Annotated in this window: 1 protein-coding gene; it reads right to left on the reverse strand. The window is 66.3% G+C overall.

Annotated features, from left to right (window positions below):
- Positions 1-31: 31 nt before the first annotated feature.
- Positions 32-25,654, reverse strand: a complete 25,623-nt coding sequence (locus OO306_RS21845; protein WP_265969898.1) for a BapA/Bap/LapF family large adhesin — start codon at positions 25,652-25,654, stop codon at positions 32-34.

Genomic DNA, 25,654 nt, shown 5'->3' on the forward strand with positions numbered 1-25,654 from the left:
CGGGCGATTGCCCGGCGGGATTGCAGCGGCCTCAGACGACATGGATACCGTTCTGCACCCACAGGTGATGGCTCGGATCCTCCTGGGCCGTGTATTGGTTATAGTCGATGCCGTCGGCAGTTTGGTTCCCGACCAGCGCCCAGTTGTCCGTCATGTGAACCGAGTCCTTTTCATCCCCCTTGATGACCAGTGTGTCGTTGCCGGTTTCGGTGATCGCGACCACGTCCGCCAGGTTCAGGGTCAACGCCACCGAGCTGGTGTCGTTGAGGTCGATCACTTCGATGTCGTGGACCCGTCCGACCAGGTTGCCCAGGTCGATGCTGGCATCGCCGCCGCCCCACAGCAGGGTGTCGTTGCCGCTGCCACCCTCGACGCTGGCGAAGTTCTGGTCGACCACCACCAGGGTGTCATCGCCCGCACCACCCAGCAGGGTGATGTGGCCGCCTTGGCTGCCATCGAGGTGGTCATTGCCATCGGTGCCGGCAATCACTTCGCTGGAGGCCACGGCCGCGAGACTGGCCAGTGCCACGCCTTCGTCACCGCTGTCTGCCAGCAGCGAGCTGGTGGCCGTGAAGTTGGCGGCGTTGTCCAGGCTGATGGTCAGGTTGGCGGTGTCGGTGGTGCCGTTGGGGTGGGTCAGCTCGTAGGTGAAGGTTTCATGCTGGCCAATCACCGCATTGGTCAGCCCGGCGTTGAGGGTGTAGGTGTAGCTGCCGTCTGCTTGCACCAGCAGGGTGCCGTAGCTGCCCGCCACACTGACCCCGTTGTAGCCCGGGATGGTGTAGGTGTTGGCCGCCGTCATCACACTCAGCACGGTCAATGGCGAGCCAAGGTTGTCGTCGGCCAACAGGTTGCCGGTGACCGCCGTGGCGCCGCTGACCACGAACTCGGTCAGGTGCGTGGTGGTGGCGTTGACGCTGGTGGTGATCGAACTGGCCAGGCCGATGCCGCCCGCGGTGACGCGCACGTGGTAGGTGCCTGCCCCCTGGTTCTGGAACGTGTAGCCCGCACCACCACCGAGCAGGCTGATCAGCGAGCCGCCGCCGACCGACTGCACCAGCACGTACTGGCCGGTCGCTGGGTTGAGTTTGAGCAGGTCGATGGTGGTGCCATTGAGCAAGCTCAGCAAGTTGGTGGAGTTGACCACCACTTGCAGGTTGGCCGTGGTGTCGGCGGCAACGCTGGTGGTGTAGGTGGCCTGGCGTGTGCCGATCAAAGGCAGGCCCAGTGTGCCCAGCGAGGCTGTACTGGTGTCCACCCGGTTGGCCAGGGTGAGGTGGCTGGTGCCGGCGTCGTTGACCGCGTCGAGCACTGTGGCCGGTGCACTGAAGTTGGTGTCGCTCCAGATCTCCGTGGCTTGTGGGCTGTCGATGCGCACATACAGGTTGGCCGCATCGGAGGCGCCGTTGGCGTGCAGCAACTGGTAACTGAACACATCGACCTTGCCGACGCTCGATGGGCTGCCGTTAGGCGTGTACGTGTAGCTGCCGTCACCGCGGATCACCAGGGTGCCGTACAGGCCCTGCACCGTGGTGGCGCTGCCCGCCGATACATAACTGCCGTTCTTCATCACCTGCAGCACGGCGGCGCTGTCCGGGCCAAGGGCATCGACGCTGCCGTCGGTGCCAACGTCGGTAATGACGTTGCCGGTTTTTGCCGTGCCGGTGCCGGTGAACTGCGTGAGGCTGGTGGTCTCGATGTCCAGCGTGGTGGTCACGTTGGTGACCAGGCCGATGCCGCCACTGCCGACCGTCAGGCGATAGTCACCGGCCTGTAGCTCGCCGATGTCGACACGAAGGCCCTGGCCCAGCGGCAGCAGGATCAGGTCGAGCAGGCCCTGGCTGGTGCCCGTGGCCAAGGTCACCCAGTTGCCGGCAGCGTTCTTCACTTGCAGGGTGAAGGTGGCGTTGTCGAGCAGCGACAGCGCGCTGCTGGTGGTCAGGGTCAGCGTCGGGTCCACGGTAGTGCCGGCACCGACCGTCCAGGTGTAGGTCTTGGTGAAGCCTGCCAGCAAGGTGGTGAAGCTGTCCTGATAGCTGCGCGAGCTGACCACCGGTGCCAGGTTGACCTCGGCGGTCACCAGGTTGTCGCTGGCGATTACTGGGGCGTTGGCATCGACGTCTGGTGCGGTGATGTTGACGTTACCGGACACGTTGCCGCGCCCGTCGCTGAGGGTCACCGACAGCAACTGGCCGTTGTCTTGAGGCGGGCTCAGGGTCACGGTGAAGTTGCCGTCCGGTTGCACCACCGCCGTTTGCAGCACGGTGCCGTTGGCACTGCGCACGGTGACGGTGGCGCCCACTTCGCCGCTACCGGTGAGGGTGCTGCCGTCGGCGCTGATCGCCAGGTTGCCGGCGGCTGCAGGCGGGGTCAGGTCCGGTGCAGTGAGCGCAGTGCCGGTCGAGACATTGCCTGCACCGTCGGTGAGGGTGACGCTCAAGGCCTGGTTGTCGATCTGCGCCGCAGTCAGGCTGACCACGAACAGGCCGTTGCTGCCCACCGTGGCCGTGCCGATGACAGTGCCTGCGCCGTTGCGCACCGTCACGGTGCTGCCGACCTGGCCAGAGCCGCTGACGGCCGTACCGTTGGCGTTGATGGTGGCCAGCGGCGCGGCTGGCGGTGTGGTGTCCGGCGCTGTCACGTTGACGCTGCTGGACAGGTTGCCGGTAGGGTCGGACTGGCGTACCACCAGCAGTTGCCCATCGTTTTGCTGTGTGGTCAGGGTGATGGTGAACGTGCCATCGGCTTGAACCACGGCCGAGCCCAGCGGGCCGTTCGGGCCTTGCACGGTCACGGTTGCACCCGCCTCGCCACGCCCTGTGAGCTCGGTGCCAGCGCCATTGATGACCAGGTTGGTCGGCGCGGCCGGTGGCTGCACGTCGATGGCGGTGACGCTGGTGCTGCCAGACACGTTGCCTGCCGCGTCAGCCTGGCTCACGCCCAATACCTGGCCGTTGAGCTGCGGGGTATTGAGGTTGATGCTGAACGCGCCACCGGCATTCACTTGCCCAGTGCCGAGCACGTTGTTGCTGGCGTCGCGCACGGTTACCGTGGCCCCGGCTTCACCGGTACCACTCAGTACCAGGCCGTTGGCAGACAGGCCGGTCACCACCGGGTTGGCCGGTGGCGTGATGTCGGCGGCCTGCACGAAGGTCGGTTGCGATTCGCCGCCCACCAACGCCACAGCCGTCACGGTCAGGTGCTGGCCGTTGAGCTGCGCCGCGTTCAGTTGCAGGGTGAAGGTGCCATTGAGGGTGGCCCCGCCGGTGCCGATCAGGTTGCCGGCGGCATCGTAGACGCGGATACCGACACCACTCGGCGCATTGCCCTGCAAGGTCAGGCCATCGCTGCCCAGGGTCACATTGGTTGGCGGCACGGGTGGTGCTACCAATGGCGTGACATAGGTCGCGACCGCCGAGGTGTTGAAGCCGTCAGATTGCGTCACCCCCAGCGTAGCCAGAATACCCGCAGGCGGTACCAGCGTGATCTGGAAGTTGCCGGCCGCATCCACTTGGCCAGTGCCCAGCACAGTGCCGCCGCGGCTGACGGTGACGATCGCATTCGGCTCGCCTTTACCGGTCAGCACGTCGAAGGTGTTGTTGATGGCCATGTCCGTGACCACGGCAGGTGGCGAGGTGTCGTTGGTCTGGTAGCTGGCAGGCAGCGAGCTGTTGCCGGCATCGTCGGTGGACACCACGGTCAGCAGTTGGCCGTTGTTTTGGGCTGGGTTGATGGTGACGGTGAACTGGCCGTTTGCAGGGACTTCCACCTCGCCGACCACATTGTTGTTCGGCCCGCGAACGGTGACGGTGGTGCCTGCTTCGGCGGTACCGGTCATCGAGGTGCCGGCCGGGTTGAGCAACAGGTCGCTCGGCTGTACCGGTGGCGTCAGGTCTGGCGCGGTCACTTGCAGTGGCGCAGACGGGTTGCCGGTGGCGTCCTGGGCGATGAGGGTCAGCACTTCGCCGTTGATTTGCGCCGCGTTCAGGTCGAGCACGAAGGTGCCGTCCGGGTCGACCGAGACCTGGCCGAGCAGGTCGCCCTGGTTGTTGACCACGGTGACCCGTGAGCCGGGTTCGCCGGTGCCGATCAGCTGGGTGCCGCTGTCGTTGATCGTGGCGATCACCGAGGCGGGCGGTGTGATGTCTACTGCCGTGGTCGTGCTGATCGGCGAGACGTTGTTGCGGCCATCGGTCAGGGTCACTTGCAGCACCTGCCCGTTCAGCTGCGCCGAGCTCAGGTTGACCTGGAACGTACCGTCCGCGTCCACCTGGACCGTGCCGATTTGCGTGATGCCGACATAGACCCTAACGGTCGCACCCGCTTCGCCGACGCCGCTGAGCAGATCGCCCGCTGCGTTGAGCCGCAGTTCGGTCGCGGCCTCCGGTGGCGTGAGGTCCGGCGCCCGGACGTTGACCGGCGCACTGATGTTGCCGGGTGGGTCGGCTTGCTGTACCGACAGGATTTCGTAGTTGATTTGTGGCGGTGTCAGTTCGACACGGAAGCTGCCGTCGGCCAGTACGATGCCAGAGCCCAGCACCGCGCCTGCGGCGTTGCTGACGGTGACGGTTGCACCGGCTTCGCCCAGGCCGATCACCACGCTGCCGTCGAGCGTGATGTCGACATCGGTGAGCGCGGCGGGTGGGGTGAAGTCTGGCGTCAGCAGGGTAGCCGCTGGCGACACGTTGCCGGCAGTGTCGGTCTGGGTGAAGCTGAGCAGCTCGCTGTTACCCAGTGCTGGGCTGAGGATGACGGTGAAATGGCCGCTGGCATCGACAGTGGCCCTGCCAACCTCGCTGCCATCTGGCCCGGTGACGATCAACAGCGCGCCGACCTCGCCGCGGCCGGTGAGGGTGATGCCATCGCTGGAAATGGCCAGCTCGGTTGGCGCGGTGGGTGGGGTGGTATCCGGCGCGGTGATTGGGCTGGCAGCCGACTGGTTGCCAGCGGCATCGGTCAGCACGACTTGCACTTGCTGGCCGTTGGCCTGAGGCGCGTTGAGGTCGACCTGGAAGCTGCCGTCGCCACGCACCACCGCAGTGCCCAGCACGCTGCCATCGGCGGCCAGCACGCGCACAGTGCTGCCCGCTTCGCCGGTACCGTTGAGCAGGCTGCCGCCACCGGCAAAGGCCAGGTTCTCGGCGGCATCGGGCGCCACGCGGTCCGGCGCGATAACGCTGATGCTGTTGGATTCGTTGCCGGCGGCATCGGACTGGCTGGCGCTGAGCTGTTCGCCATTGATCTGCGCGCTGCCCAGGTTGATGCTGAAGTTGCCATTGGCATCGACCACCCCGGTGCCGAGGTCGACGCCACCTTCACCGATCACGGTGACGGTGGCACCCGGCTCGCCGCGGCCACTGAGGACCAGCCCATCGCTGGACAGCACGACGTTGGCCAGTGGCAGCGGTGCCGTGGTGTCCGGTGCCTGCAGGGTGGCTGGCAGCGACGTGCTGCCATCGGTGCCTACCGCACTCACATGCAGCACTTCGCCGTTGGCCTGGACGCTGCCGAGGTTGACCGTGAAGGTGCCGTCGTTGGCGACCGGGGCTGTGCCCAGCAATACGCCGTTGGGGCCGTAGACAGTGACCGTGCTGCCTGGCGTTGCCGTGCCGGTTACTACCAGGCCATCAGCGGCCAGTACCAGGTTGTCGGGCGTCTCTGGCGCCAGGATGCCCGGTGCGGTGACGGTTTGTGCAGGTGAAACGTTCTGCGCGGCATCGGCCTGCACCACGCTGAGGCTTTCGCCGGTGATGGCGGCAGGTGACAGGTTGACCGTGAAGCTGCCATCGGCGCCCACCGTGGCCGTGCCCAGTGCGGTACCGTCCGGTGCGCGAACGGTGACCGTGGCGTTGGCTTCGCCGGTACCGGTGAGGGTCGCGCCATTGGCGGAGACCGCCAGGTTGGCGACTGCGGCGGGTGGCGTGGTATCGGCTGCGGTGTACGGCGCGGCCGGCGACACGTTGCCTGCGGCATCGGTGGCGGTTACCTGCAAGGTCTGGCCATTGGTCTGGGCACTGTTCAGGGTGACCTGGAAAGTGCCGTTGCTGCCAGCTACCGCAGTGCCCAGCACGTTGCCAGAGGCATCGCGCACGGTCACGGTACTGCCGGCTTCCGCACTGCCGGTCAACTGCAGGCCAGTGGCGGCCAAGGCCAGCGCGGTTGGGGCAGGCGGTGGGGTGAAGTCCGGCGCGGTGACCGCCACGGCGGTGGAGGTGTTATTGCCTGCGTCGGTCTGGGTCACGCTCAAGTGCTGGGCGTTGAGTTGAGCGTTGTCCAGGGTCAGGGTGAAGCTGCCGTTGGCGCTTACCAGGCCGGTACCGATGATGGTGCCATCCGGGCCGCGCACGGTGACGGTGGCGCCGGCTTCGCCGAGGCCGGTCAGGGTCAGGCCGTTGTTGTTCAGCACCACATTGGTCAGCGGCGCTGGCGGGGTCAGGTCAGGGGTGGTGACATTGACCGCTGGCGAGGTATTGCCAGCCGCATCCACCTGCGTGACGCCGATGGCCTGGCCGGTGGCTTGCGGGGTGTCGAAGACCACCGTGAAGCGGCCATCGGCCCCGACCACCGCCGTGCCGAGCACGGTCCCGGCGGCATTGCGCACCTGGACGGTGGCGCCTGCCTCACCGCTGCCCGACAGCTGCTTGCCGTCCTGGCTCAGTACGGGGTTGCTGATGGCTGCAGGCGGCGTGCGGTCTGGCGTCGCCAGGCTGGCCGGGCCAGAAATGTTGCCGGCGGCGTCGCTGAGCGTGACCTGCAGCGGGCTGCCGCTGGTTTGCGCGCTCGGCAGGGTGATCTGGAACTGGCCGAGTTGGTTGACGGTGCCGGTGGCCAGAATGGCGCCGCTGGCATCGCGCACGGTGACGGTGGCACCGGCCTCACCTTCGCCGCTGAGTACGGTGGCCGCGCTGTTGAGGCTGAGGTTGCTGGCCGCCAGCGGCGCCTGCAGGTCAGGGGCCTGCAAGGTGGCTGCGAGCGACACGTTACCGGCCGCATCGGCCTGGGTGACGATCAGGTTCTGGGCATTGGTCAGCGGTGGCGCGAAGCTGATGCTGAACAAGCCATTGCTGCCGACGGTGGCAGTGCCAAGCACGTCGCCTTGGGCATTGACCACACGTACGGTCGCACCCACTTCGCCATGGCCGGTCAGCGTGCTGCCGGTGCGGTCGATGCCATCCACAATCGGGGCGGCTGGCGCGGTGGTGTCGTTGGCCACGAGGGTGGCGGGTACCGATGGGTCGCCATCGACCGTGGTGCGCGCGGTGACCACCAAGGTCTCGCCATTGAGCTGGGCATTCTGGAAGAACACCCGGAAGGTGCCATCGCTACCCACCGTTGCCGTGCCCAGGGTAATGCCGCCTGAGGTTACGGTGATCAGTGACCCGACGGTGCCTTGGCCGGTGAGCAGGAAGCCGTCGGCGCTGATGGCAAGGCCGCTTGGGGTAACGGCTTCGGTGCCATCCGGGCCGTCCAGCGAAACGGGGGTGGACTCGTTGCCGGCAGGGTCGATCACCACCACGTCGACGGTTTCGCCCTCCGCCAGTGGCGGCGTGACGGGTACCACGAAGGTACCGTCCGGCCCGACGGTTTCGCTGCCGCGTTCACTGCCATCCGGGTTGCGGATGACGACTGTACTGCCAGGTTCGGCGCCGCCACCGACCACGCTGCCATCCGGGCTGACGGTGACCCCCGTGGCCGGGAGCGGGTCGGTGGTATCGGGTGCCGTGACTGTGATGGGCGCAGAGCTATTGGCCCCGTCGCTGACTACCACGGTCACGGGTTCACCGTTGGTCTGCGGAGTCGGCAGCGTCACGCTGAAGCTGCCGTCAGGGTTCACCGGCTCGGTGGTCTCGTTGCCGGCTGCATCCCGCACCGTCACCGTCGTTGCGCCCGGCGCGTTGCCGGTCACGGTGGTGCCATCCGGGCTGACCTCCACCTCGGTGGGCAGTGCCGGCGGGGTGATGTCCGGTGCAATGATCTGGGTGGGCAGGGACTCGTTGCCCGCGGCGTCGGTCAAGGTGACCTCCAGCGCCTGGCCATCGAGTTGCGCAGGGGACAACGGCACCGTGAAGTTACCGCCTGCTGGCACAACCACAGAGCCCAAGAGGCTGCCGTCAGGGGCGCGCACTTCGACGGTCGAACCTGCCTCACCGGTACCCTGGATGGCGTTGCCGCCCGGGGTAATGGTAAGCCCGGCCGGCGCGGTGGGTGCCGTACTGTCGTCGGCCGTGAAGGTGGCCGATGGCGAGGCATTGCCGTCGTTATCGATCAATACCACCGACAGCACTTCGCCGTTGGTCTGGGCGGGTGTGAGGGTGACGGTGAAGGTGCCGTCGCCATTCACCGGGATGGTGCCCAGCAAGTCCCCGGCAGCGTTGCGTACTTCCACGGTGCTGCCGGGCTCGCCCTGGCCGCTGAGTTCCGTGCCTGTCGGGTCCAGGCCCAGGCCTTGCGCAGCCTCCGGTGCCTCGAGATCAGGTGCGGTCACGAGGGCGGCGGGGGAGTCATTGCCGGCGCTGTCGGCCTGGGTGACGGACAGGGTCTGGCCATTGAGCTGTGGGGGGTCGATGGTCACGCGGAAGCTGCCATCGGCCTCGACCACGGCGGTGCCCACGACTGCGCCAGCCGTGCCGGTCACGGTTACCGTCGCACCGGGTTCACCGGTGCCGGTGAGGGTTCGGCCATCAGCGGACAACGTGGTGCCTGTCGGGGTATCCGGTGCCTCGCTGTCGGGTGCCGGCAGGGTGACGGCGGTGGACAGGTTGCCGGTTGGGTCGCGTTGTTCCACGGTCAGTGCCTGGCCGTTGGTCTGCGGCGGGTCCAGGGTGATTTCGAATGCGCCGTTAGCGCCGACCACAACGGTGCCCAGCACGCTGCCATCCGGCGCGCGTACGGTCACAGTTGCATCGGGTTCACCGGTGCCGGTGACGGTCAGGCCCGCGCCATCGATGGCTACCTCGCCAACCGCTTGCGGTGGCGTGGTATCAGGCGCCGTGAAGTTGACCGGGCCTGCGCTGTTGCCGAGGTTGTCGGTGGCGTCCACGGTCAGGCTTTCGCCATTGCGCTGAGGCTGGTTGAGGGTGACGTCGAAGCGGCCGTCGCCACCCACCGTGGTGGTGCCCAGAATGGTGCCATCTTCTGCACGCACGGTGATGGTCGAGCCGCTCTGGCCCTGCCCAGTGAGGTGGAGGCCGTTGGTGTCGATGGCCAGGCCCGAAGGCTGCAGCGGGCCGTCCAGGTCGGGCGCGTTGACGGTTGCGGTAGAGGTGTTGCCCGCGGCGTCGCGCAGGGTCACGTCCAATTCCTGGCCGTCGGTTTGCGGCGGAGTCAGGACCACGCTGATGACGCCATTGGCACCCACCTGGGCGTTGCCCAGCACATCGCCCTGGGCGTTGGTGACCTGCACGGTGGTGCCAGGCTCACCGCGACCGGTGAGGGTGCTGCCATCGGCGCTCAGTTGCAGGTCGCTGGCCTGGTTCGGCGGGGTGATATCAGGGGCAATGATCTGGGTCGGCAGCGAGTTGTTGCCATCGGCATCGATGGCGACTACATCCAGTGTTTCGCCGTTGGCCTGCGCTGGCGTGAGGCCGATGGTGAAGCCGCCGCCAGGGCCGGCCTGGGCACTGCCCAGCACATTACCCTGTGCGTCGCGCACCTCGACCTGCGTGCCCGCAGGGGCACTGCCGCTGATGGACGAGCCGTCGGCTGCCAGCACCAGCCCGCTCGGGCTTTCGGGCAGCGGTGCATCGGCAACGATGACGGCGATGCCCACCGACTCATTACCCGCAGCATCGGTTTGCACCAGGACGATGGCCTGGCCTGCCGCCAGCGGCGTTTCGAGGTCAACCACGAAGGTGCCGTTCGGGGCGACGGTGCCGGTGCCGATGACCGTGCCATCGGTATCTTTCACCTCCACTTTGGCGCCGGCTTCGCCGCGGCCGGAGACCGCCAGGCTGCCGGCACCCGCGACGACGTCAGTGATGATCGCCGGTGCGGTGATGTCCGCTGCCACGTAACTCAGTGGCACCGAGGTGTTACCCGCGGCATCGACCACGGTGATGGCCAAGGTTTCGCCATTGGCCTGGATCGGGTCCAGGGTGAGGGTGAAGGTGCCGTCGGGTTCGGCGATGGCGCTGCCGATCAAGTTGCCTGACGCGTCGTGGACGTTCACTCGGGCGCCAGGTTCGGCGCTACCGGTCAGGCTGATGCCCTCGCTGAGGACAAGGTCGGTAGGTTGCAGCGGCGCGGCGAGGTCTGGCGTGAGCACCGAGCTCGGTTGCGAGGTATTGCCAGCGGCATCGGTCAAGGTCACCTGCAGCGACGAGCCGTCTGCAACCGAGGGGGGCAGCTGCACGGTGAAGTCGCCACCGGGTTGTACCGTTCCCGTGACCACCACCTGGCCCTGATCGTTGCGAACCTCGACGGTCGCGCCAGGTTCGCCGCGGCCAGAGAGAGTCAGCCCATCATTGCTGACCACCAGGTTGGTGGCCGGCGCCGGTGGCGTGGTGTCGCCATTGTCGATATCCGGTGCGGTAACGCTGCCGGCCGTCGAGGTATTGCCTGCGGTATCGGTGGCCGTGACTTGCAGCTGTTCGCCATCGACCTGTGCCGGGGTAAGGGTGATGCTGAAGGCACCGCTCGGGCCGACCAGAACGCTGCCCAGCTCGGTGCCATCGGCCGCCAGGACGCGCACTGTGCTGCCCACTTCGGCACGCCCGGTGACCACGCTGCCATCGGTGCTGACGGCCAGTTCAGTAGGTGTGATAGGCGCAGTGATGTCCGGTGCGTTGACTTGTACCGGCAGGGACGATGCGCCGGTGCTGTCGATTGCCACTACATCCAGCAGTTCGCCGTTGGCTTGTGCTGGCGTGAGCACGACGGTGAAGGTGCCTTCGGCGCCAACCACCACGCTGCCGACCACGTTGCCGTCAGCATCGTGGACCTCCACGCGGCTGCCGACTGGGGCGGACCCGCTGATGCTGGTGCCGTCTTCGGCGACCACCAGCTCGGTCGGGCTGGCCGGCGCGGTGGTCACAGGGACATCGAATTGCAGGGCTTCGGAGGCGTTGCCGCTCGCGTCGGTCTGCACCAGGCTCAGGCGCTCGCCTGGCAGTGCCGCCGGGTCGAGGTCGATCAGGAAGGTGCCGTTGGCCAAGACGGTGCCGGTGCCAATGACCGAGCCGAGGGCGTCACGCACTTCGACGCTGGCCCCCGCTTCGCCACGGCCGCTCAGGGCCAGGCCACCCGTGCCGACCACGATGTCGCTGACGGCAGCCGGCGCGGTGATGTCCGGTGCATCGAATGGCAGCGGGGTCGAGGTGTTGCCGGCGGCGTCCACCAGGCGGATATCCAGCACTTCACCATTGGCCTGGGCAGGCGTAAGGGTGAGGCTGAAGCTGCCGTTCTCGTTGACCAGGCCGGTGCCGATGATGTCGCCCGCAGCGTCGCGCACCTGCACGGTGGCGCCCGGTTCGCCGCTACCCGTGAGGGTGACGCCGTCGACCAGTTCCAGGCCGGTAGGTTGCTCTGGCGCTTGCAGGTCTGGCGAGGTCACCGAACCAGGTTCAGAGGCGTTGCCTGCCGCGTCGGTCAGTACCACTTGCAGGGTGCTGCCGTCTTTCACGGCCGGGTCCAGGGTGATCTGGAAGGTGCCATCCGGGTTGACCGAGCCGCTGGCCACGAGGTTGCCCTCGGCATCACGGACTTGAACAGTGGCCCCGGCTTCGCCACGGCCATTGAGCTGGCTGCCGGCGAGGGCGATGACCAGGTTGGTGGGTGCGTCTGGAGGCGTGGTGTCGCCGCCGTCGATATCCGGCGCGGTGACCGTGCCGGCCGTAGAGGCGTTGCCCGCGGCATCTGTGGCGGTGACCTGCAGCACCTCGCCATCGACTTGAGGCGGATCGAGGGTGATGTTGAAGGTGCCGGTCGGGCCGACCAGGGCGCTGCCCAGTTCGGTGCCGTCAGCTGCCAGCACCCGCACGGTGCTGCCCGGTTCGGCACGTCCGGTGACGACGCTGCCGTCGGCGTTGATCGCCAGTTCACTCGGCGCAGTCGGCGCGGTGATGTCGGGTGCGTTGATTTGTACCGGCAGGGACGACGCGCCGGTGCCATCGATTGCCACCAGGTCGAGCAGTTCGCCATTGGCTTGTGCCGGGTTGAGGATGACGGTGAAGGTACCTTCGGCACCCACCACCACGCTGCCGACCAGCGTGCCATCGGCATCGCGCACTTCCACACGGCTGCCGACCGGGGCGGAACCGGTGATGCTGGTGCCGTCTTCGGCGACCACCAGGTCGCTCGGGCTGGCCGGCGTGGTGGTCGAGGGTACGTCGTACTCGAAGGCTACGGACGCATTGCCGCTTGGGTCGGTCTGCACCAGGCTCAGGTGCTCGCCTGGCAGTGCCGCCGGGTCGAGGTCGATCAGGAAGGTGCCGTTGGCCAAGACAGTACCGGTGCCGATCACATTACCCTCGGCGTCGCGCACCTCCACGCTGGCACCCGCTTCACCACGGCCGCTCAAGGCCAGGCCGTCGGCGCCGACGACAATATTGCTCACCGCAGCAGGCGGCGTGATGTCCGGTGCATCGAATGGCAGCGGGGTAGAGCTGTTGCCGGCGGCGTCCACCAGGCGGATGTCCAGCACTTCACCATTGGCCTGAGCTGGGAACAGGGTGAGGCTGAAGCTGCCGTTCTCGTTGACCAGGCCGGTGCCGATGATGTCGCCCGCAGCGTCGCGCACCTGTACGGTGGCGCCCGGTTCGCCGCTACCCGTGAGGGTGACGCCGTCGACCAGTTCCAGGCCGGTAGGTTGCTCTGGCGCTTGCAGGTCTGGCGAGGTTACCGAGCCAGGCTCAGAGGCGTTGCCTGCCGCGTCGGTCAGCACCACTTGCAGGGTGCTGCCGTCTTTCACGGCCGGGTCCAGGGTGATCTGGAAGGTGCCATCCGGGTTGACCGAGCCGCTTGCCACGAGGTTGCCCTCGGCATCACGGACTTGCACCGTGGCCCCAGCTTCGCCGCGGCCATTGAGCTGGCTGCCGGCGAGAGCGATGACCAGGTTGGTGGGTGCGTCTGGTGGCGTGGTGTCGCCGCCGTCGATGTCCGGCGCGGTGACCGTACCGGCGGTTGAGGCGTTGCCTGCAGCATCGGTCGCAGTAACTTGCAGCACCTCGCCATCGACTTGAGGCGGATCGAGGGTGATGTTGAAGGTGCCAGTCGGGCCGACCAAGGCGCTGCCCAGTTCGGTGCCATCAGCTGCCAGCACCCGCACGGTGCTGCCCGGTTCGGCACGGCCGGTGACGACGCTGCCGTCGGCGCTGACTGCCAGTTCACTCGGCGCAGTCGGCGCGGTGATGTCGGGTGCGTTGATTTGTACCGGCAGGGACGACGCGCCGGTGCCATCGATTGCCACCAGGTCGAGCAGTTCGCCGTTGGCTTGTGCCGGGTTGAGGATGACGGTGAAGGTACCTTCGGCACCCACCACCACGTTGCCGACCAGCGTGCCATCGGCATCGCGCACTTCCACACGGCTGCCGACCGGGGCGGAACCGCTGATGCTGGTGCCGTCTTCGGCGACCACCAGGTCGCTCGGGCTGGCCGGCGTGGTGGTGGAGGGTACGTCATACTCGAAGGCTACGGATGCATTGCCGCTTGGGTCGGTCTGCACCAGGCTCAGGCGCTCGCCTGGCAGTGCCGCCGGGTCGAGGTCGATCAGGAAGGTGCCGTTGGCCAAGACAGTGCCGGTGCCGATCACATTACCCTCGGCGTCGCGCACCTCCACGCTGGCACCCGCTTCACCACGGCCGCTCAAGGCCAGGCCGTCGGCGCCGACGACAATATTGCTCACCGCAGCAGGCGGCGTGATGTCCGGTGCATCGAATGGCAGCGGGGTAGAGCTGTTGCCGGCGGCGTCCACCAGGCGGATGTCCAGCACTTCACCATTGGCCTGAGCTGGGAACAGGGTGAGGCTGAAGCTGCCGTTCTCGTTGACCAGGCCGGTACCAATGATGTCGCCCGCAGCGTCGCGCACCTGCACGGTGGCGCCCGGTTCGCCGCTACCCGTGAGGGTGACGCCGTCGACCAGTTCCAGGCCGGTAGGTTGCTCTGGCGCTTGCAGGTCTGGCGAGGTGACTGAGCCAGGTTCAGAGGCGTTGCCTGCCGCGTCGGTCAGTACCACTTGCAGGGTGCTGCCGTCTTTCACGGCCGGGTCCAGGGTGATCTGGAAGGTGCCATCCGGGTTGACCGAGCCGCTTGCCACGAGGTTGCCCTCGGCATCACGGACCTGCACGGTGGCCCCGGCTTCGCCGCGGCCATTCAGCTGGCTGCCGGCGAGGGCGATGACCAGGTTGGTGGGTGCATCTGGTGGCGTGGTGTCGCCGCCGTCGATGTCCGGCGCGGTGACCGTACCGGCGGTTGAGGCGTTGCCTGCAGCATCGGTCGCAGTAACTTGCAGCACCTCGCCATCGACTTGAGGCGGATCAAGGGTGATGTTGAAGGTGCCAGTCGGGCCGACCAGGGCGCTGCCCAGTTCGGTGCCGTCAGCTGCCAGCACCCGCACGGTGCTACCCGGTTCGGCACGGCCGGTGACGACGCTGCCGTCGGCGTTGATAGCCAGTTCACTCGGTGCAGTCGGCGCGGTGATGTCTGGCGCAAAGATTTGCGTAGGCACGGACGACAGACCGTTGTCATCAATGGCCACAACATCGAGCAGTTCGCCGTTGGCTTGGGCCGGGTCGAGCACGATAGTGAAGGTGCCATCGGCACCTGCCACGACACTGCCGATCAGCGTGCCATTGGCATCGTGCACTTCGACACGGGTTCCTGCTGGCGCGTTGCCGGTCAGGCTGGTGCCATCGGCATTGATCGCCAGCTCGCTTGGGCTGGCCGGGGCGGTGATCAGGGGTACGTCGTATTCAAAGGTGACGGACGCGTTGCCGCTCGGGTCGGTCTGCACCAGGCTCAGGTGCTCGCCGGGTTGCGCTGCCGGGTCGAGGTCGATGAGGAAGGTGCCGTTGGCCAAGACAGTTCCGGTGCCGATCACAGTGCCCTCGGCATCACGCACTTGCACAGTGGCGCCGGCTTCGCCGCGGCCGCTGAGGACCAGGCCGTCGGAGCCGACGGCAATATTGCTGACGGCAGCAGGTGGCGTGATGTCCGGTGCATCGAATTGGAGTGGGGCAGAGCTGTTGCCGGCGGCGTCCACCAGGCGGATATCCAGCACTTCGCCATTGGCCTGGGCAGGCGTAAGGGTGAGGCTGAAGCTGCCGTTCTCGTTGACCAGGCCGGTACCGATGATGTCGCCCGCAGCGTCGCGCACCTGTACGGTGGCGCCAGGTTCGCCGCTACCCGTGAGGGTGACGCCGTTGGCCAGTTCCAGGCCGGTAGGTTGGTCTGGCGCTTGCAGGTCTGGCGAAGTCACCGAACCAGGTTCAGAGGCGTTGCCTGCTGCGTCGGTCAGCACCACTTGCAGGGTGCTGCCGTCTTTCACGGCCGGGTCCAGGGTGATCTGGAAGGTGCCATCCGGGTTGACCGAGCCGCTTGCCACGAGGTTGCCCTCGGCATCACGGACCTGCACGGTGGCCCCGGCTTCGCCGCGGCCATTCAGCTGGCTGCCGGCGAGGGCGATGACCAGGTTGGTGGGTGCATCTGGTGGCGTGGTGTCGCCGCCGTCGATGTCCGGCGCGGTGACCGTACCGGCGGTTGAGGCGTTGCCTGCAGCGTCGGTCGCGGTGACCTGCAGCACCTCGCCATCGACTTGAGGCGGATCGAGGGTGATGTTGAAGGTGCCGGTCGGGCCGACCAAGGCGCTGCCCAGTTCGGTGCCGTCAGCTGCCAGCACCCGCACGGTGCTACCCGGTTCGGCACGGCCGGTGACGACGCTGCCGTCGGCGTTGATAGCCAGTTCACTCGGTGCAGTCGGCGCGGTGATGTCTGGCGCAAAGATTTGCGTAGGCACGGACGACAGACCGTTGTCATCGATGGCGACCACATCAAGCAGTTCGCCGTTGGCTTGGGCCGGGTCGAGCACGATAGTGAAGGTGCCATCGGCACCTGCCACGACACTGCCGATCAGCGTGCCATTGGCATCGTGCACCTCCACACGGGTTCCTGCTGGCGCGTTGCCGGTCAGGCTGGTGCCATCGGCATTGATCGCCAGCTCGCTTGGGCTGGCCGGGGCGGTGATCAGGGGTACGTCGTATTCAAAGGCGACGGATGCGTTACCGCTCGGGTCGGTCTGCACCAGGCTCAGGTGCTCGCCGGGTTGCGCTGCCGGGTCGAGGTCGATGAGGAAGGTGCCGTTGGCCAAGACAGTGCCTGTGCCGATCACAGTGCCCTCGGCGTCACGCACTTGCACAGTGGCGCCGGCTTCGCCGCGGCCGCTGAGGACCAGGCCGTCGGAGCCGACGGCAATATTGCTGACGGCATCAGGCGGTGTGATGTCCGGTGCATCGAATTGCAGTGGGGCAGAGCTGTTGCCGGCGGCGTCCACCAGGCGAACGTCTAGCGCTTCGCCATTCGCTTGAGCAGGGCTCAGCGTCAGGCTGAAGCTGCCATCTGCGCCTACGAGTCCGGTACCAATCACAGTGCCCGCAGCGTCGCGGACTTGAACAGTGGCACCCGGTTCACCGCGACCGGTAAGGGTCACGCCTTCGGCCAAGGCCAGGCCTGTGGGTTGGTCTGGGGCTTGCAGGTCTGGCGAGGTGACCGAGCCTGGTTCAGACGCGTTGCCTGCCGCGTCGGTCAGCACCACTTGCAGCGTGCTGCCATCGTTAACGGCTGGATCAAGGGCGATTACAAAATTGCCGTCCGCGCCTACGGTGCCAGTCGCCAGCACATTGCCAGCGGCGTCACGTACCTGCACGGTGGCCCCGGCTTCGCCGCGGCCGCTGAGCTGGCTGCCGGCGAGGCCGATCACCAGGTTGGTGGGTGCGTTGGGTGGGGTGGTGTCGACGCCGTCGATATCCGGCGCGGTGACGGAGCTGGCAAGCGACGTGTTACCAGCGTCATCGGTCGCGGTTGCCTGCAACACTTCGCCATCGACCTGAGGCGGGTCGAGGGTGATGTTGAACACGCCGGTTGGGCCGACCAGGGCGCTGCCCAGTTCAGTGCCATCGGCGGCGAGAATACGCACGGTGCTACCCGGTTCGGCACGGCCGGTGACGACAGTGCCGTTGGCGCTGACGGCCAGTTCACTGGGTGCGGCGGGCGCGGTGATGTCCGGCGCGGTGATCTGCGCAGGCACGGACGACAAGCCGGTGTCGTCAATGGCCACTACATCGAGCAGTTCGCCGTTGGCTTGGGCCGGGTCGAGCACGATAGTAAAGGTGCCATCGGCACCTGCCACGACACTGCCGATCAACGTGCCATTGGCATCGTGCACCTCCACACGGGTTCCCGCTGGCGCGTTACCGGTCAGGCTGGTGCCATCGGCGTTGATGGCCAGTTCGCTCGGGCTGGCCGGGGCGGTGGTCAGCGGCACATCGTATTCGAGGGCAACGGACGCGTTGCCGCTTGGGTCGACCTGCACCAGGCTCAGGTGTTCGCCAGGTTGCGCAGCCGGGTCGAGGTTGATCAGGAAGGTACCATTGGCAGTGACGACGCCGCGGCCAAGCAGGTTGCCATCCGCGTCGCGCACCTCAACGGTGGCACCCGCTTCCCCGCGACCGCCCAAGACCAAGCCGCCAGGGCCGACCTGGATGTTACTGACCGCATCCGGTGGGGTGATGTCTGGGGCATTGAACTGCAGGGCAGCGGAGCTATTACCAGCGGCATCGACCAGGCGGACATCCAGGGCTTCGCCATTGGCCTGAGCAGGGCTCAGCGTCAGGCTGAACGTGCCATCCGCGTTGACCAGCCCGGTACCGATCACAGTACCGGCAGCGTCGCGTACTTGTACGGTGGCGCCAGGTTCGCCGCGGCCGGTGAAGGTGATGCCATTGGCCAGGGCAAGGTCGGTGGGTTGCGCAGGTGGCAGCAGGTCTTGCGAGGTGACCGAGCCAGGTTGAGAAACGTTGCCCGCCGCATCGGTCAGGGTCACTTGCAGGGTGCTGCCGTCGATGACGGCAGGGTCCAGCGTCAGCAGGAAGGTGCCATCTGCACCCACGGTGCCAGTGGCCAGGACATTGCCGGCGGCGTCGCGCACCTGCACGGAGGTGCCTGCTTCGCCACGGCCAGTCACTTGGTGGCCAGCGAGGCCGATCACCAAATCAACAGGCGCGTCAGGCGGTGTGGTATCGCCGCCGTCGATATCCGGTGCGGTGACGGAGCTGGCGGTGGAGGTATTGCCAGCGGCATCGGTAGCCGTGGCTTGTAGAACCTCCCCATCAACTTGAGGCGGGTCGAGGCTGATGTTGAACACGCCAGTTGGTCCGACCAGGGCGCTGCCCAGTTCAGTGCCATCGGCGGCGAGAATACGGACGGTGCTACCCGGTTCGGCACGGCCAGTTACTACAGTGCCGTTGGCGCTGACGGCCAGTTCACTCGGTGCGGCTGGTGCAGTGATGTCCGGTGCGGCGATTTGTGCGGGCAGAGAAGACAGGCCGGTGTCATCGATGGCGACGACATCGAGCAGTTCGCCGTTGGCTTGTGGTGGCGTGAGTTCAAGGGTGAAGGTGCCGTCGGCACCGGCAATGGCGCTGCCGATCAGGGTGCCATTGGCATCGTGCACTTCCACGCGGCTGCCCGCTGGCGCGGTACCGGTCAGGGTGGTGCCAGCGGCATCGATGGCCAGGTCGCTTGGGCTGGCGGGGGCGGTGGTTTGAGGTACGTCGTATTCAAGGGCAACGGAAGTGTTGCCGCTTGGGTCGGTCTGCACCAGGCTGAGGTGCTCGCCTGGTTGGGCAGCCGGGTCAAGGTCAATCAGGAAGGTGCCGTTGGCCAAGACTGTGCCGGTACCAATCACATTGCCGTTGGCATCGCGGACTTCCACGGTGGCCCCGGCTTCGCCGCGCCCGCTGAGGGCCAGGCCACCAGCGCCGACCACGATATTGCTGACGGCATCAGGCGGAGTAATGTCCGGCGCGTCGAATTGCAGTGGGGTCGAGCTGTTACCAGCGGCGTCCACCAGACGAATATCCAGCGCTTCTCCGTTCGCTTGAGCCGGGGAGAGCGTCAGGCTGAAGCTGCCATCTGCGCCCACAAGCCCGGTGCCAATCACGTTGCCCGCAGCATCGCGAACTTGCACAGTGGCACCTGGTTCGCCGCGACCGGTAAGGGTCACGCCTTCAGCCAAGGCAAGGTCAGTCGGTTGTGCTGGTGGCAGCAGGTCTTGCGAGGTGACCGAACCTGGCTGCGAAACGTTGCCCGCCGCATCGGTCAGGGTCACTTGCAGGGTGCTGCCATCGATCACGGCAGGATCCAGGGTCAGCAGGAAGGTGCCATCTGCACCGACAGTGCCAGTCGCCAGCACATTGCCGGCGGCATCACGCACCTCAACGGTAGTGCCCGCTTCGCCACGGCCAGTCAGTTGGTGGCCAGCGAGGCCGATCACCAGGTTGGTCGGAGCGTTGGGTGGCGTGGTGTCCACGCCGTCGATATCCGGCGCGGTGACGGAGCTGGCAAGCGAAGTGTTGCCAGCGGCATCGGTTGCGGTGGCCTGCAGAACTTCGCCATCAATCTGGGGCGGGTCAAGGTTGATGCTGAACACGCCGGTTGGCCCGACTAAGGCGCTGCCCAGCTCGGAGCCATCGGCGGCGAGAATACGAACGGTGCTACCCGGTTCGGCGCGGCCGGTAACGACGGTGCCGTTGGCGCTGACGGCCAGTTCACTCGGTGCGGCTGGTGCAGTGATGTCCGGTGCGGTGATTTGTGCAGGCAGAGACGACAAGCCCGTGTCATCGATGGCGACGACATCGAGCAATTCACCGTTGGCTTGTGGTGGCGTGAGTTCAAGGGTGAAGGTGCCATCGGCACCGGCAATGGCGCTGCCGACCAGCGTGCCGTTGGCATCGTGCACTTCTACGCGGCTGCCCGCTGGTGCAGTACCGGTGAGGGTGGTGCCATCGGCATCGATCGCGAGGTCACTTGGGCTGGCAGGGGCGGTGGTCTGAGGTACGTCGTATTCGAGGGCAACGGAAGCGTTGCCGCTTGCGTCGGTCTGCACCAGGCTGAGGTGCTCGCCGGGTTGCGCTGCCAGGTTGAGGTCGATCAGGAAGGTGCCGTTGGCCAGGACGGTACCGGTACCGATCACATTGCCGCTGGCATCGCGCACTTCCACAGTGGCACCGGCTTCGCCGCGACCGCTTAGGACCAAGCCACCAGCGCCGACCACGATGTTGCTGACAGCATCAGGCGGAGTGATGTCCGGTGCATCGAATTGCAGTGGGGTCGAGCTGTTGCCTGCGGCATCCACCAGACGGATGTCCAGTGCTTCGCCATTCGCTTGGGCAGGGCTGAGCGTCAGGCTGAAAGTGCCATCTGCGTTGACCAGTCCGGTACCTATCACAGTGCCTGCGGCGTCGCGCACTTGAACCGTGGCGCCTGGTTCACCGCGACCAGTAAGGGTCACGCCTTCAACCAGGGCCAAATCAGTCGGTTGTGCTGGTGGCAGCAGGTCTTGCGAGGTGACCGAGCCAGGCTGCGAAACGTTACCCGCGGCATCGGTCAGGGTCACTTGCAGGGTGCTGCCATCGATCACGGCAGGATCCAGGGTCAGCAGGAAGGTGCCATCTGCACCCACAGTGCCAGTCGCCAGCACATTGCCGTCGGCATCACGCACCTGAACCGTAGTCCCCGCTTCGCCTCGGCCAGTCAGTTGGTGGCCAGCGAGACCGATGACCAAATCAACAGGCGCGTCAGGCGGTGTGGTATCGCCGCCGTCGATATCCGGTGCGGTGACGGAGCTGGCAACCGAAGTATTACCGGCAGCGTCAGTTGCGGTGGCTTGCAGTACTTCGCCATCAATCTGGGGCGGATCTAGGTTGATACTGAATACGCCAGTTGGGCCGACCAAGGCGCTGCCTAGTTCGGTGCCATCCGCGGCGAGAATACGAACGGTGCTACCCGGTTCGGCTCGGCCGGTAACGACGGTGCCGTTGGCGCTGACGGCCAGTTCACTCGGTGCGGCTGGCGCGGTGATGTCCGGTGCAGTGATTTGTGCAGGCAGGGATGACAGACCCGTGTCATCGATGGCGACGACATCGAGCAGCTCGCCGTTGGCTTGTGGTGGATTGAGCTCAATGGTGAAGGTGCCGTCGGCACCGGCAATGGCGCTGCCGACCAGCGTGCCGTTGGCATCATGGACCTCTACGCGGCTGCCCGCTGGCGCGGTACCGGTCAGGGTGGTGCCATCGGCATCGATGGCCAGGTCGCTTGGGCTGGCGGGGGCGGTGGTCGTTGGTACGTCGTATTCAAGGGCAACGGAAGTGTTGCCGCTTGGGTCAGTCTGCACCAGGCTCAGGTGTTCGCCTGGTTGGGCAGCTGGATCAAGGTCGATCAAGAACGTGCCATTGGCCAATACAGTGCCTGTGCCAATCACATTGCCGTTGGCATCGCGGACTTCCACAGTGGCCCCGGCTTCGCCGCGACCACTGAGGGCCAGGCCACCAGCGCCGACCACAATGTTGCTGACGGCATCAGGCGGAGTGATATCCGGTGCATCGAACTGCAGTGGGGTCGAGCTGTTACCAGCGGCGTCCACCAGACGAATGTCCAGCGCTTCGCCGTTCGCTTGAGCCGGGGAGAGCGTCAGGCTGAAGCTGCCATCTGCGCCCACCAGCCCGGTGCCAATCACGTTGCCGGCAGCATCGCGAACTTGAACGGTGGCGCCAGGCTCGCCGCGACCGGTGAGGGTCACCCCATCAGCCAGGGCCAGGTCAGTTGGCTGCGCAGGTGGCAGCAGGTCTTGGGAGGTGACCGAACCTGGCTGCGAAACATTGCCCGCGGCATCGGTCAGGGTGACTTGCAGGGTGCTGCCATCGATCACGGCAGGATCCAGGGTCAGCAGGAAGGTGCCATCTGCACCCACAGTGCCAGTCGCCAGCACATTGCCGTCGGCATCACGCACCTGAACCGTAGTCCCCGCTTCGCCTCGGCCAGTCAGTTGGTGGCCAGCGAGGCCAATCACCAAATCAACAGGCGCGTCAGGCGGTGTGGTATCGCCGCCGTCGATATCCGGTGCGGTGACGGAGCTGGCAACCGAAGTATTACCGGCAGCGTCAGTTGCGGTGGCTTGCAGTACTTCGCCATCAATCTGGGGCGGATCTAGGTTGATACTGAATACGCCAGTTGGGCCGACCAAGGCGCTGCCTAGTTCGGTGCCATCGGCGGCGAGAATACGGACGGTGCTACCCGGTTCGGCACGGCCAGTTACTACAGTGCCGTTGGCGCTGACGGCCAGCTCACTCGGCGCGGCAGGCGCGGTGATGTCCGGCGCGGTGATCTGTGCGGGCAGAGAAGACAGGCCGGTGTCATCGATGGCGACGACATCCAACAACTCGCCGTTGGCTTGTGGTGGATTGAGTTCAATGGTGAAGGTGCCATCGGCACCGGCAATGGCGCTGCCGACCAGCGTGCCGTTGGCATCGTGTACTTCTACGCGGCTACCGGCCGGTGCGGAACCGGTCAGGGTGGTGCCATCGGCATCGATGGCCAGGTCGCTTGGGCTGGCGGGGGCGGTGGTCGTTGGTACGTCGTATTCAAGGGCAACGGAAGCGTTGCCGCTTGCGTCGGTCTGCACCAGGCTCAGTTGCTCGCCTGGTTGGGCAGCCGGGTCAAGGTCAATCAGGAAGGTGCCGTTGGCCAAGACAGTGCCTGTACCAATCACATTGCCGTTGGCATCACGCACTTCCACAGTGGCCCCGGCTTCGCCGCGACCGCTGAGGACCAGCCCACCAGCGCCGACAACGATGTTGCTGACGGCATCAGGCGGAGTAATGTCCGGTGCGTCGAATTGCAGTGGGGTCGAGCTGTTGCCAGCGGCATCCACCAGACGGATGTCCAGTGCTTCGCCGTTCGCTTGAGCGGGTGAAAGGGTCAGGCTGAAGCTGCCATCTGCGCCCACCAGCCCGGTGCCAATCACGTTGCCGGCAGCATCGCGAACTTGAACGGTGGCGCCAGGCTCGCCGCGACCGGTGAGGGTCACCCCATCAGCCAGGGCCAGGTCAGTTGGCTGCGCAGGTGGCAGCAGGTCTTGGGAGGTGACCGAACCTGGCTGCGAAACATTGCCCGCGGCATCGGTCAGGGTGACTTGCAGGGTGCTGCCATCGATCACGGCAGGATCCAGGGTCAGCAGGAAGGTGCCATCTGCACCCACAGTGCCAGTCGCCAGCACATTGCCGTCGGCATCACGCACCTGAACCGTAGTCCCCGCTTCGCCTCGGCCAGTCAGTTGGTGGCCAGCGAGACCGATCACCAAATCAACAGGCGCGTCAGGCGGTGTGGTATCGCCGCCGTCGATATCCGGTGCGGTGACGGAGCTGGCAACCGAGGTGTTGCCAGCAGCGTCAGTTGCGGTGGCCTGCAGTACTTCGCCATCGATCTGAGGCGGGTCGAGGTTGATACTGAATACGCCAGTTGGGCCGACCAAGGCGCTGCCTAGTTCGGTGCCATCGGCGGCGAGAATACGGACGGTGCTACCCGGTTCGGCACGGCCGGTGACAACGGTGCCGTTGGCGCTGACCGCCAGTTCACTTGGTGCGGCTGGCGCGGTGATGTCCGGTGCAGTGATTTGTGCAGGCAGGGATGACAGACCCGTGTCATCGATGGCGACGACATCGAGCAGCTCGCCGTTGGCTTGTGGTGGATTGAGTTCAATGGTGAAGGTGCCGTCGGCACCGGCAATGGCGCTGCCGACCAGTGTGCCGTTGGCATCATGGACCTCTACGCGGCTGCCCGCTGGCGCGGAACCGGTCAGGGTGGTGCCATCGGCATCGATGGCCAGGTCGCTTGGGCTGGCAGGGGCGGTGGTCGTTGGTACGTCGTACTCAAGGGCAACCGAAGCGTTGCCGCTCGGGTCGGTCTGCACCAGGCTCAGGTGTTCGCCCGGTTGCGCAGCTGGATCGAGGTCGATCAGGAAGGTGCCGTTGGCCAATACAGTGCCTGTGCCAATCACATTGCCATTGGCATCACGCACTTCCACGGTGGCCCCGGCTTCGCCGCGACCGCTCAATACCAGACCTCCAGCGCCGACCACGATGTTGCTGACGGCATCAGGCGGAGTAATGTCCGGCGCGTCGAATTGCAATGGTGCAGAGCTGTTGCCAGCGGCATCCACCAGACGGATGTCCAGCGCTTCGCCGTTCGCTTGAGCGGGTGAAAGGGTCAGGCTGAAGCTGCCATCTGCGCCCACCAGCCCTGTTCCAATCACGTTGCCCGCAGCATCGCGCACTTGCACGGTGGCACCTGGTTCACCGCGACCGGTAAGGGTCACGCCTTCAGCCAAGGCGAGGTCAGTCGGTTGCGCAGGTGGCAGCAGGTCTTGCGAGGTGACCGAGCCTGGTTGCGAAACGTTGCCAGCAGCATCGGTCAGCGTCACTTGCAGGGTGCTGCCGTCGACTACAGCCGGATCCAGCGACAGCAGGAACGTGCCATCTGCACCCACAGTGCCAGTCGCCAGCACATTGCCGGCGGCATCACGCACCTGCACGGTGGTACCCGCTTCGCCACGGCCAGTCAGCTGGTGGCCAGCAAGGCCGACTACCAGATCCACAGGTGCATCCGGCGCCGTGGTATCCGGAGGCGTTTCAACATCCGGGGCCGTAATGCCAGCAGCCGGCGATGTATTGCCGGCTGCGTCCTGTGCGGTCACTTCCAATGCCTGGCCATCGGTCTGCGGTGGCTGCAAATTGATGCTGAACTGCCCGTCAGCACCCGCCACCGCGCTGCCCAGCAATACGCCACCCGCACCTCGCACCGCCACCGTCGAGCCGGGTTCGGCGCGGCCGGTGAGGGTGGTGCCCTGTTCGTTGATGGCAAGATCGGTCGGTGCCAGCGGTGCCGTTGCATCCGGGGCGGTGACGCTGCCGGGGGCCGAGACGTTGCCCGCACCATCGGTCAGGGTGACTTCAAGGTTTTCGCTGTTGATCTGCGGGGGATTCAACGCAACGTTGAAGCTGCCATCGGCACCGACCGTGCCGCTGCCGATCAGGTTGCCCGCGCCGTCGCGAATATTCACCGTGCTGCCGGCTTCGCCGCGGCCCGTCAGGCGCAGGCCATCAGGGGACACCAGCAGGTCGATCGGCGTGGCCGGCGCCGTGGTGTCGCCTGGGTCCGAGCCACCACTGCTGCCACCGCTGCTGTTGTCGGCCGCCGCCGCCGCGCCGCCAATACCCAGCAGGCTGAGCCCGGCAATGGCCCAGGTCGGCATCGCGCTGCCCGCCACACCGATACCCGCGACCAGTTCATCCAGCGAGGCTACTTCGTCGAAAGTAAAGCCCGTAAAAGCCACCGCATCGTAGTTCGCATGCCACAGGGTGCCGTCCTCACCGACGAAGACGATGTCGCTGCCGACGCCGGCCTGATCCACGGCGAAGAAGTTGCCGATAGTGACCTTCTCGCCCGACTTCAGGGTGACGATCAGGTCTTGTCCGCGCTGGGTGACGGTTGCCACTTTATCGGGGGAAACCGGCATCTGCACGACGCCTGGCCCGTTGAGACTGACATTGCCCCAGGCACTCTGGGTGGCGACTGCGGATTGCTTATCGGCGACGACGATGTTGTCCAT

This window comes from Pseudomonas sp. DCB_AW (assembly GCF_026240895.1).
Lineage (GTDB): Bacteria > Pseudomonadota > Gammaproteobacteria > Pseudomonadales > Pseudomonadaceae > Aquipseudomonas > Aquipseudomonas kermanshahensis.